This is a genomic window from Pseudomonas sp. MWU12-2029, assembly GCF_023242425.1.
GTDB classification, from domain to species: domain Bacteria; phylum Pseudomonadota; class Gammaproteobacteria; order Pseudomonadales; family Pseudomonadaceae; genus Aquipseudomonas; species Aquipseudomonas kribbensis.
Window position 1 is genome coordinate 312810 of the sequence record NZ_JALJDY010000007.1, and the last position, 13089, is coordinate 325898.

1 protein-coding gene is annotated in these 13089 nt (G+C 63.8%); it reads left to right on the top strand.

Features of this window, described 5'->3' with window-relative positions; translation table 11 throughout:
- Window positions 1–48 precede the first annotated feature (48 nt).
- The gene (locus M5B44_RS19655) at window positions 49–13047 is read left to right on the top strand and encodes a non-ribosomal peptide synthetase (RefSeq protein ID WP_248740228.1); all 12999 of its coding nucleotides are present in this window, start codon (window positions 49–51) and stop codon (window positions 13045–13047) included.
- Window positions 13048–13089 lie beyond the last annotated feature (42 nt).

Sequence of the window (13089 nt, forward strand, 5' to 3'; positions counted from 1 at the left end):
GCAGCCAACCCGATTCCACCAGCAAGCCGAATTCAGGCAGGAAACCTCATGACCGACGCGTTCGAACTCCCCAGCACCCTGGTCCAAGCCCTCCAGCAACGCGCGGCCCTGACGCCGGACCGGCTGGCCTTGCGCTTTCTCGCCGAAACCGAGGAGCAGGCTGTGGTGCTCAGTTACCGCGAACTCGATCAGCGCGCCCGCACCATCGCTGCTGCGTTGCAGGCGGAGGCTGGATTTGGCGATCGCGCCGTGCTGCTGTTCCCGAGCGGCCCGGATTACGTCGCAGCATTCTTCGGTTGCCTGTACGCGGGCGTGATCGCAGTGCCGGCCTATCCGCCGGAATCGGCCAAACGTCACCATCAAGAGCGTCTGCTGTCGATCATCGCCGACGCCGAACCGCGTCTGCTGCTGACCAGCGCCGACCTGCGCGATGCCTTGCAGCAAATCGAAGGTGCACCGCCGCTGCTGTGCGTCGACACCCTCGACAGTGCACTGGCGGAACACTGGGTCGAACCGACCTTGCCGCAAGACCACATCGCCTTCCTGCAATACACCTCCGGTTCGACCGCGCTGCCCAAAGGCGTGCAGGTCAGCCACGGCAACCTGGTAGCCAACGAACTGTTGATCCGTCACGGCTTCGGTATCGACGTGAACCCGGACGACGTAATCGTCAGCTGGCTGCCGCTGTACCACGATATGGGCCTGATCGGTGGCCTGCTGCAACCGATCTTCAGCGGCGTGCCGTGCATCCTGATGTCGCCGGCGTACTTCCTCGGCCGGCCATTGCGCTGGCTCGAAGCGATCAGCCAATACGGCGGTACCATCAGCGGCGGGCCGGACTTTGCCTATCGACTGTGCAGCGAGCGGGTCAGCGAATCGGCGCTCGAACGTCTCGACCTGAGCCGCTGGCGCGTGGCCTATTCCGGCTCGGAGCCGATCCGTCTCGACACCCTCGAACGCTTCGCCGAGAAGTTCACCGCGTGCGGCTTCAGCGAAAACAGTTTCATGGCGTCCTACGGTCTGGCCGAAGCGACCCTGTTCGTCGCCGGCACACCGCGCGGCACTGGCATTCCGGCGCTGCGCGTGGACGATCAAGCCCTGGCACAGAACCGTGCCGAAGCGGGCGAGGGCAGCCCGATCATGAGTTGCGGCATCAGCCAGCCGGAACACGCGGTGCTGATCGTTGAGCCGGGCAGTCTCGAAGAGCTGGCCGACAACGCCGTCGGCGAAGTCTGGGCCACCGGCCCGAGCATCGCCCACGGCTACTGGCGCAATCCCGAGGCGACTGCCAAGACTTTCGTTCAGCACGCCGGCCAGACCTGGCTGCGCACCGGTGACCTGGGCTTCATCCGCGACGGCGAACTGTTCATCACCGGTCGACTGAAAGACATGCTGATCGTGCGCGGTCACAACCTCTATCCGCAGGACATCGAGAAAACAGTCGAGAACGAAGTGGAGGTGGTGCGCAAGGGTCGCGTTGCTGCATTCGTGGTCAATCAGAACGGCGAAGAAGGCATCGGCATCGCGGCGGAAATCAGCCGCAGCGTGCAGAAAATCCTTCCGCCTGAAGCGCTGATCAAAGCCATCCGCCAGGCCGTGGCCGAGGCTTATCAGGAAGCACCGAGCGTGGTGGTGCTGCTCAATCCCGGCGCATTGCCGAAGACTTCCAGCGGCAAGCTGCAACGATCGGCCTGCCGCAATCGTCTGGCTGACGGCAGCCTCGACAGCTACGCGGTGTTCCCGTCGGCCGCGGCTGAAACCAGCGAATCGACCGCGTCCGCCTCCGAACTGGAAGTGCTGATCGGCAAGATCTGGGCCGAGCAACTCAACGTCAAACAGGTCAACGCCGACGATCACTTCTTCCTGCTCGGTGGCACCTCGATTGCCGCCGCCCAAGTGATTGCCAAGGTGCGCGAAGAACTGAGCCTGGAGCTGAACCTGCGTCTGCTGTTCGAAGCGCCGACCCTGTCCGCGTTCGCCGCTGCCGTGGCGCAACAGCAACAGGACGGCGGCAGCGCCCAGGGCGAAATCACCGCACTGTCGCGCACCGAAGCACTGCCGCAATCCCTGGCGCAAAACCGTCTGTGGATCACGTGGCAACTCGACCCGCAAAGCAGCGCCTACAACATTCCCGGCGCCCTGCGCCTGCGTGGCGAACTGGACGAAGACGCACTGCGCGCCAGTTTCCAGCAACTGATCGAACGCCACGAATCCCTGCGCACGCGTTTCTTCGAGCGCGACGGCGTGGCCCTGCAACAGGTCGAAGCGGCGGGTGAGTTCAACCTGCAACTGATCGACATCAGCGACCTGCCGGCCAGCGAACGTGAAGCCCGCGCACAACAGATCCGCGAAGACGAAGCCCGCACCCAGTTCGATCTGGAGAAAGGCCCGTTGCTGTGGGTGACGCTGGTTCGCCTCGACGATGAAGATCACCAGCTGCTGGTGACCCTGCACCACATCATCGCCGACGGCTGGTCGTTGAATGTGCTGATCGACGAATTCTCGCGTCTGTACGCTGCCGCTTCCCAAGGCCAGCGCGCCGAACTCGCGCCACTGCCCACCCAATACGCCGACTACGGCAGCTGGCAGCGCCAATGGCTGGCGCAAGGTGAAGGCGAGCGACAACTGGCGTACTGGAAATCCCAGTTGGGTGATGAGCATCCGACGCTGGAACTGTCGACTGACCATCCGCGTTCTGCCAAGCAAAAGCACAGCGCCGCACGCCACAGCGTTCGTCTGGGAATCAGCCTCAGCGACGCCATTCGCCAGACTGCCCAAACCCATCAATCCACACCGTTCATGCTGCTGCTCTCTGCGTTCCAGAGCCTGCTGCACCGCTACAGCGGCCAGCGCGACATTCGTATCGGTGTGCCCAACGCCAACCGTCCGCGTCTGGAAACCCAGGGCCTGATCGGCTTCTTCATCAACACCCAGGTGCTGCGCGTCGACGTCGATTCGCGTCTGCCATTCACCGAACTGCTGGCACAAACCCGTCAGTCTGCGCTCGGTGCCCAGGCGAATCAGGACCTGCCGTTCGAACAACTGCTAGAAGCCTTCCCGCAGGCCCGCGAACAGGGTCTGTTCCAGGTCATGTTCAACCATCAGCAACGCGATCTGAGCGCACTGAAACGTCTGCCGGGTCTGCTCGCCGAAGAACTGCCGTGGCACAGCCGCGAGGCCAAGTTCGATCTGCAACTGCACAGCGAAGAAGACCGTAATGGTCGCCTGACGCTGTCGTTCGACTACGCCGATGAGTTGTTCGACGCTGCGACCATCGAGCGTCTGGCCGAGCATTTCAGCAACTTGCTGCGTGCTGTCTGCGAACGTCCGGAGCAGGCCATCGGTGACCTGCCGCTGTTGACCGCCACCGAACACACTCAGCAAAACGCGTGGAGCATCGTCCCGTGCACCCCGGCGCAGCAATGGTTGCCGGAGCTGCTGAATGAACAAGCACGACAGACGCCTGATCGCACTGCGCTGGTATGGGACGGCGGCAGTCTAGACTTCGCTGAACTGCACGCTCAGTCCAACCGTCTCGCCCATTACCTGCGCGACAAAGGTGTCGGCCCGGACGTGTGCGTGGCCATCGCCGCCGAGCGTTCGCCGCAACTGCTGATCGGTCTGTTGGCGATCATCAAGGCCGGCGGCGCCTACGTGCCGCTGGATCCGGATTACCCGGCCGATCGTCTGGCCTACATGCTCAGCGACAGCGGCGTCGAACTGCTGCTGACCCAGACTGCGTTGCTCGGCCGCTTGCCGGCCAGCGAAGGGGTCAGCGTGATCGCCATGGACACCCTGCACCTGGAAAACTGGCCGAGCCAGGCACCGGGCCTTCACCTGCACGGCGACAACCTCGCCTACGTGATTTACACCTCCGGTTCCACCGGCCAGCCGAAAGGCGTGGGCAACACTCACGCGGCGCTGGCTGAACGTCTGCAATGGATGCAGAACACCTATCGCCTGAACGACACCGACGTGTTGATGCAGAAGGCGCCGATCAGTTTCGACGTGTCGGTGTGGGAATGCTTCTGGCCGCTGATCACCGGCGCGCGCCTGCTGATCGCCGGGCCCGGTGAACACCGCGATCCGCATCGCATCGCGCAGTTGGTTCAACAGTACGGCGTGACCACGCTGCACTTCGTGCCGCCGCTGCTTTCGCTGTTCATCGATGAACCGTTGAGCGCCGAGTGCACCAGTCTGCGTCGCGTGTTCTCCGGCGGTGAAGCGCTGCCGGCGGAACTGCGCAACCGCGTTTTGGCGCAACTGCCGGCGGTGCAACTGCACAACCGCTACGGCCCGACTGAAACCGCGATCAACGTCACCCATTGGCATTGCAGCGTGGCCGACGGCGAGCGTTCGCCGATTGGCCGTCCGCTGGGCAACGTGGTCTGCCGCGTGCTCGACAGCGATCTCAATCCAGTGCCGGCCGGTGTGCCGGGTGAGCTGTGCATCAGCGGCATCGGCCTGGCCCGTGGTTACCTCGGTCGACCGGCGCTGACCGCCGAACGTTTCGTGGTCGATCCGCTGGGCGAGCAGGGCGCACGTCTGTACCGCACCGGTGACCGCGCGCGCTGGAACCACGATGGCGTGATCGAATACCTCGGCCGTCTCGATCAGCAGGTCAAACTGCGCGGCTTCCGCGTCGAGCCGGAGGAAATCGAAGCGCGTCTGCTGGCTCAGGACGGCGTCGCCCAGGCCGCCGTGCTGGTGCGCGAAACTGTCGCCGGCCCGCAACTGATCGGCTACTTCACTGCAACCGACACCAGCGAAGATCAGGACGCGCAAACCGCTCGCCTGAAAACCGCACTGGCCGCCGAGCTGCCGGAATACATGGTCCCGGCGCAACTGATGCGCCTCGACGAAATGCCTCTGAGCCCGAGCGGCAAACTCGACCGCCGCGCCTTGCCCGAGCCGCAATGGCAGGTGCGCGAACACGTCGAACCGGTCTCCGAGCTGGAACAACAGATCGCCGCGATCTGGCGTGAAGTGCTGGGCCTGAAACAAGTCGGCCTGCGCGACGACTTCTTCGCCCTCGGCGGTCACTCGCTGCTGGCCACGCAAATCATCTCCCGCACCCGTCAGGCCTGCGACGTTGAATTGCCGCTGCGTGCCTTGTTCGAACACAGCGAACTGGGTGATTTCGCCGAGCAGATCCGGCAGATCCAGGCCAGCGGCCGCACCAACAAACAGCCACCGATCGACAAGGTCGATCGCAGCCAACCGGTGCCGCTGTCCTATTCCCAGCAGCGCATGTGGTTCCTCTGGCAGATGGAGCCGGACAGTCCGGCGTACAACGTCGGCGGCATGGCGCGCCTGCGTGGCGTGCTGGATGTCGGGCGATTCGAGTCGGCGCTGCAAGCGTTGATCCTGCGTCACGAAACCCTGCGCACCACGTTCCCGAGCATCGACGGCGTGGCCCGTCAGCAAGTGCATGCCGAGACCGGCGTGCGCATGGACTGGAAGGATTTCTCGAAATTCGCCGCCGATGTGCGCGAGCAGAAAGTCCAGCAACTGGCTGACGACGAAGCGCACCTGCCGTTCGATCTGGAGACCGGCCCGCTGCTGCGCGCCTGTCTGGTCAAGACCGCCGAGCACGAGCATTACTTCGTCCTGACCCTGCACCACATCGTTACTGAAGGCTGGGCGATGGACATCTTCGCCCGGGAACTCAGCGCGCTGTACGAAGCATTCGTCGATGACCGCGACTCGCCGCTGGAACCGCTGCCGGTGCAGTACCTCGACTACAGCGTATGGCAGCGCAACTGGCTGGAATCCGGCGAGCGTCAGCGCCAGCTCGACTACTGGACCGCGCAATTGGGGCGCGAACATCCGCTGCTGGAATTGCCGGGCGACCGTCCGCGTCCACCGGTGCAAAGTCACCAGGGTGAGCTGTTCCGTTTCGATCTGAGCGACGATCTTGCCGCACGAGTCCGGGCGTTCAACGCGCAAAACGGTCTGACCCTGTTCATGACCATGACCGCTGCCCTCGCGACCTTGCTTTACCGCTACAGCGGCCAGACCGATCTGCGCATCGGCGCGCCGGTGGCCAACCGTATCCGTCCGGAAAGCGAAGGACTGATCGGTGCGTTCCTCAACACTCAAGTGTTGCGTTGCCAGCTCGACGGCCAGATGTCGGTCGGCGAGTTGTTCGAGCAGGTGCGCCACACCGTGATTGAAGGCCAGTCCCATCAGGACCTGCCGTTCGATCATCTGGTTGAAGCCCTGCAGCCACCGCGCAGCGCCGCGTACAACCCGCTGTTCCAGGTGATGTGTAACGTGCAGCGCTGGGAGTTCCAGCAGAGCCGCATGCTCGCCGGGATGACCGTCGAGTATCTGGCCAACGATGCGCGGGCGACCAAGTTCGACCTCAACCTGGAAGTCACTGACCTCGACCATCGCCTCGGTTGCTGCCTGACGTACAGCACCGACCTGTTCGACGAACCGACGATTGCGCGCATGGCCAAGCACTGGCGCAACCTGCTGGAAGCGTTGATCGCCGACCCGCAGCAACGCCTCAGCGAACTGCCGCTGCTCGACGCCCCGGAGCAACAACAATTGCTCGACAGCCTCGGCGTCGAGCCGGGCGAGCATCGTCTCGACCAGTGCATTCATCACCTGTTCGCCGAACAGGCGCTGGCGCGCAAAGATGCACCGGCCCTGACCTTTGCCGGGCAGACCCTGAGTTACGCCGAACTCGATGCGCGCGCCAATCGTCTGGCCTGGGCCTTGCGTGAGCGGGGTGTCGGCCCGCAAGTGCGGGTCGGTCTGGCGCTGGAGCGCTCGCTGGAAATGGTCGTCGGCCTGTTGGCGATCCTCAAGGCCGGCGGCGCCTATGTGCCGCTGGACCCGGAATACCCGCTCGACCGCCTGCATTACATGATCGAAGACAGCCGCGTCGGCCTGCTGCTCAGCGACCGCGCGATGTTCAAGGCCCTCGGAGAACTGCCGCCAAACGTGGCGCGCTGGTGCCTGGAAGATGACAGCGCGGCGCTGGCTGATTACCCGGCCACCGAACTTCCGTTCATCAGCCTGCCGCAGCATCAGGCGTACCTGATCTACACCTCGGGTTCCACCGGCAAGCCGAAAGGCGTGGTGGTGTCCCACGGTGAAATCGCCATGCACTGTCAGGCCGTGATCGAGCGCTTTGGCATGCGCCCGGACGACTGCGAGCTGCATTTCTATTCGATCAACTTCGACGCCGCCACCGAGCGTCTGCTGGTGCCGCTGCTCAGCGGTGCGCAGGTGGTGCTGCGTGCGCAAGGTCAGTGGGACGCGGAAGAAATCTGCGGCCTGATCCGCGAACATCGCATCAATATTCTCGGCTTCACCCCGAGCTACGGCAGCCAGTTGGCGCAGTTCCTCGCCACGCAAAACGACATCCTGCCAGTGCGCATGATCATCACCGGTGGCGAAGCGCTGACCGGCGAACACCTGCAACGGATTCGCGCAGCGTTCAAGCCGAGCCTGTTCTTCAATGCCTACGGCCCGACCGAAACCGTGGTCATGCCGCTGGCCAGCCTTGCGCCGGAAGTACTGGAAGAGGGCGCCGGCAGCGTGCCGATCGGCAGCGTGATCGGTGATCGCGTGGCCTACATCCTCGACGCCGATCTGGCGCTGGTGCCGCAAGGTGCGACCGGTGAACTGTTCGTCGGCGGCGCCGGTCTGGCCCAGGGGTATCACGACCGCGCCGGCATCAGCGCCGAGCGTTTTGTCGCCGACCCGTTTGCCGCCGATGGCGGGCGCATGTACCGCACCGGCGACCTGGTGCGCCAGCGTGCCGACGGTCTGGTGGAATACCTCGGGCGAATCGACCATCAGGTGAAGATCCGTGGTTTCCGTATCGAACTGGGCGAGATCGAAACCCGCCTGCTCGATCACGACTCGATCCGCGAAGCGGTGGTGCTGGCGCTGGATGCGCCGAGCGGCAAGCAACTGGTCGGCTATCTCGTGACCGAGATCGCTTCGCGAAGCGAAGCCGAGCAAGCCGAACTGCGCGAAGCCCTGAAGGCGCACCTGAAGACGCAACTGCCGGACTACATGGTGCCGACCCATTTGATTCTGCTGGCCAGCATGCCGCTGACCGCCAACGGCAAGCTCGACCGCCGCGCCCTGCCGGCACCGGACCCGGAGCTGAACCGTCAGGATTACGTAGCGCCAAGCAACGAGCTGGAGCAGACCCTGGCGCAGATCTGGTGCGAAGTGCTCAACGTCGAGCAGGTCGGTCTCAATGACAACTTCTTCGAGCTGGGCGGCGACTCGATCCTGTCGATTCAAGTGGTCAGCCGGGCGCGTCAGCAGGGCATTCACTTCAGCCCGCGTGATCTGTTCCAGCACCAGACCGTGCAGACCCTGGCCGCTGTTGCCAGTCGCAGTGAAACCGTGACGGCCGAACAAGGTTTGGTGACTGGTGAATCGCGTCTGACCCCGATCCAGCACTGGTTCTTCGACACCGAGATTCCCGAGCGCCAACACTGGAACCAGGCATTGCTGCTGGAGCCGACCGTGCTGCTGGAACCGCATCGTCTGGAACAGGCGTTGCTGGCCGTGATCGAGCAGCATGACGCCCTGCGCCTGCGCTTCACCGAGGCCAACGGCTTATGGCAAGCGACCCATCAACCGGTCACCGATGCCGCCGTGCTGTGGCAGGTTCGCGTGCCGTCGATGGACAAATGCGCGGCTCTGTTCGCCGACGCCCAGCGCAGTCTCGACCTTGCCCAGGGCCCACTGCTGCGTGCGGTGCTGGTCGATGGGCCGGACGCCCAGCAACGTTTGTTTATCGCGATTCATCACCTGGTGGTCGACGGTGTGTCGTGGCGCGTTCTGCTCGATGATCTGCAAACCGTGTATCGCCAGCTCGACGCCGATCAGTCGGTGAAACTGCCGGCAAAAACCAGCGCCTTCAAGGACTGGGCGGCGCGCTTGCAGGCCTACGCCGGCAGTGAATCCCTGCGGGAAGAACTGAGCTGGTGGCAGGCGCAACTGGCCGGTCCGAATACCGATTTGTCGTGCGAACGTCCTGAGGGCGGTCGCGAGAATCGTCATGCGCAAACCGTCAGCGTGCGACTGGATGCCGAACGCACCAAGCAGCTATTGCAACAGGCACCGAGCGCCTATCGCACGCAGGTCAACGACCTGTTGCTGACGGCATTGGCCCGGGTGCTGTGCCGCTGGAGCGGTCAGCCGTCGGCACTGATTCAACTGGAAGGCCATGGCCGCGAAACCCTGTTCGACGAGATCGACCTGACCCGCACCGTTGGCTGGTTCACCAGCGCCTATCCGCTGCGTCTGACTCCGCACAACATCGAAGAAGCCGCCGGGCAGGGTGCTTCGATCAAGGCGATCAAGGAACAACTGCGTGCCGTTCCGCACAAAGGCCTGGGTTATGGCGTACTGCGTTATCTCGCCGATGACGCCAGCCGCGCAAGCATGGCGGCATTGCCGAACGCGCCGATCACCTTCAACTATCTCGGCCAGTTCGACCAGAGTTTCGGTAGCGACGCACTGTTCCGTCCGCTGGATGAATCGCTCGGCGCGGCCCACGATCCGCACGCACCGTTGCCGAACGAGTTGAGCGTCGACAGTCAGGTGTACGGCGGGGAACTGCTGCTGCGCTGGACCTTCAGCGCCGAACGCTACGACGCGCAGACCATCAACGACTTGGCCGATGCCTATGTCGGCGAGCTGCAGAGTCTGATCGAACATTGCCTGCAGGACCAGGCCGGTGGTCTGACGCCGTCGGACTTCCCGCTGGCGAAACTGACCCAGGCGCAACTCGACGCACTGCCGGTGCCGGCGGCGCACATCGAAGACGTGTACCCGCTGACGCCGATGCAGGAAGGCATGCTGCTGCACACCTTGCTCGAACCGGGCACCGGTCTGTACTACATGCAGGATCGCTACCGCATCAACAGCGAACTCGACCCCGAGCGTTTCGCCCAGGCGTGGCAGGCTGTGGTCGCCCGTCATGAAGCGTTGCGTGCGTCGTTCTGCTGGAACGTCGGCGAAGACATGCTGCAAGTGATTCATACGCCGGGTCGCACGCCGATCGAGTATCTGGACTGGAGCGCCATCGCTGACGCCGAGCAGGAGCCGAAACTGCAAGCGCTGCTCAAGGCCGAGCGCGAGGCCGGGTTCGATCTGCTCAATCAGGCACCGTTCCACCTGCGCCTGATCAAGGTCGGCGCGGCGCGTTACTGGTTCATGATGAGCAACCACCACATCCTGATCGATGCCTGGTGTCGTTCGCTGCTGATGAACGATTTCTTCGAGATCTACACCGCTCTGGGCGAAGGGCGCGAAGCGCAATTGGCGGTGCCGCCGCGCTACCGCGATTACATCGGCTGGCTGCAACGCCAGAGCCTGGCCGAAGCGCGTCAGTGGTGGCAGCAGAACCTGCAAGGGTTCGAGCGCACCACGCCGATCCCGAGCGACCGTCCGTTCCTGCGTGAACACGCCGGCGAAAGCGGCGGCATGATCGTCGGCGACCGCTACACCCGACTCAATGTCGAGGATGGCGCCCGTCTGCGTGAGCTGGCCCAGGCCCATCAACTGACCATCAACACCTTCGCCCAGGCGGCGTGGGCACTGGTGCTGCGACGCCTGAGCGGTGATCGCGACGTGCTGTTCGGCGTGACCGTGGCCGGGCGTCCGGTGGAGATGCCGGAGATGCAACGCACCGTAGGCCTGTTCATCAACAGCATCGCGCTGCGGGTGCAGATCCCGGCGGACGATCAGCGCGCCAGCGTGCGTCAGTGGCTGAGCGGTCTGCTCGACAGCAACATGCAACTGCGCGAGTACGAATACCTGCCGCTGGTGAACATCCAGGAACAGAGCGAACTGCCGAAAGGCCAGCCGCTGTTCGATAGCCTGTTCGTGTTCGAAAATGCCCCGGTGGAAGTCTCGGTGCTGGACCGTGCGCAGAGCCTCAACGCGACCTCGGATTCGGGCCGTACTCACACCAACTTCCCGCTGACGGCGGTTTGCTATCCGGGCGATGACCTCGGTCTGCATCTGTCTTACGACCAGCGTTACTTCGACGAGTCGACCATCGAGCGCATGCTCGGCGAGTTCAAGCGTCTGCTGCTGGCGCTGGTCGATGGCTTCCATGGCGACATGGCTGACTTGCCGCTGCTGGGCCATGAGGAACAGGATTTCCTGCTCCACGGCTGCAACCAGAGTGAGCACGACTATCCGCTGGAGCAGAGCTACGTCGAACTGTTCGAGGCGCAGGTCGCGCAACATCCGCAACGCATTGCCGCCAGTTGCCTCGATCAGCAACTGAGCTATGCCGAGCTGAACCAGAACGCCAACCGTCTCGGCCATGCGCTGGTCGCGGCCGGGGTGCAGAGGGATCAACCGGTGGCGCTACTGGGCGAGCGCAATCTGGATCTGCTGGGCATGATCATCGGCAGCTTCAAGGCCGGTGCCGGTTACCTGCCGCTGGATCCGGGCCTGCCGGGCCAGCGTCTGCAACGTATCATCGAACTCAGTCGCACGCCGGTGCTGGTGTGCACTGAGGCTTGCCGTGAACAGGCGAAGACCTTGCTGGATGAATTCAGCTGCGCCAACCGCCCACGCTTGCTGGTGTGGGAAGAGGTTCAGGCGGGCGCGGTGTCGTCGGCGAATCCGGGCATCTTCAGCGGCCCGGACAACCTGGCCTACGTGATCTACACCTCGGGCTCCACCGGGTTGCCGAAAGGCGTGATGGTCGAGCAGCGCGGCATGCTCAACAACCAGTTGAGCAAGGTGCCGTACCTGAACCTGAGCGACGCCGATGTGATCGCCCAGACCGCTTCGCAAAGCTTCGACATTTCGGTCTGGCAGTTCCTCGCCGCGCCGCTGTTCGGGGCGCGGGTGGACATCGTGCCGAACACCATCGCCCACGATCCGCAAGGCTTGCTGGTGCATGTGCAACAGCAGGGCATCACCGTGCTGGAAAGCGTGCCGTCGCTGATTCAGGGCATGCTCGCTTCGGATCGCCTGAGCCTCGACGGTCTGCGCTGGATGTTGCCGACCGGTGAAGCAATGCCGCCGGAGCTGGCGCACCAATGGCTGCTGCGTTATCCGGAGATCGGTCTGGTCAACGCCTATGGCCCGGCGGAATGCTCGGACGACGTAGCATTCTTCCGCGTCGATATGGCCTCGACTCGCGGCAGTTACCTGCCAATCGGTACGCCGACCGACAACAACTTGCTGTACCTGCTCGATGGCGCGCTGGATCTGGTGCCGCTGGGTGCGGTGGGCGAGTTGTGCGTGGCGGGCACCGGTGTCGGTCGCGGTTATGTCAGCGATCCGCTGCGCACCGCGCCGGTGTTCGTGCCGAACCCGTTCGGTGCGCCCGGCGAGCGTCTGTATCGTACCGGTGACCTGGCGCGCCGCCGCAGTGACGGCGTGCTGGAATACGTCGGCCGGGTCGATCATCAGGTGAAGATTCGCGGTTACCGGATCGAGCTGGGTGAAATCGAAGCGCGTCTGCACGAGCAACCGGAAGTCCGCGACGGGGCGGTCGGCGTGCAGGAAGGCGTCAATGGCAAGCATCTGGTCGGCTACCTGGTCGCCGCGGATTCCGCACTGAACCCGAGTGAACGACTGGAACGAATCAAGCAGCGCCTGCGCGCCGAACTGCCGGAATACATGGTGCCGCTGCACTGGTTGTGGCTTGACCGGTTGCCGCTCAACGCCAACGGCAAACTCGACCGCAAGGCCCTGCCGGCGCTGGAAATCGGCCAGTTGCAGAGCCAGGATTACCTGGCGCCGCGCAGCGAACTCGAGCAGACCCTGGCCGATATCTGGGCCGAGGTGCTGAAGGTCGAGAAGGTCGGGGTACGCGACAACTTCTTCGAACTCGGCGGCCACTCGCTGCTTGCCACACAGATCGCCTCGCGGGTGCAGAAAGCCCTGCAACGGGATGTGCCGCTACGGGCCATGTTCGAGTGCAGCACGGTGGAGGAACTGGCCGAATACATCGAAGGGCTGGCGGCCAGTGACATTACCGAAGAGAAGGTGGATCGGTTGAATGATCTGATGGCAGAGCTGGAGGGTTTGTAGTCTTCAGCGCTGCGCGTTCAACACTATTCAACCTGTACATTC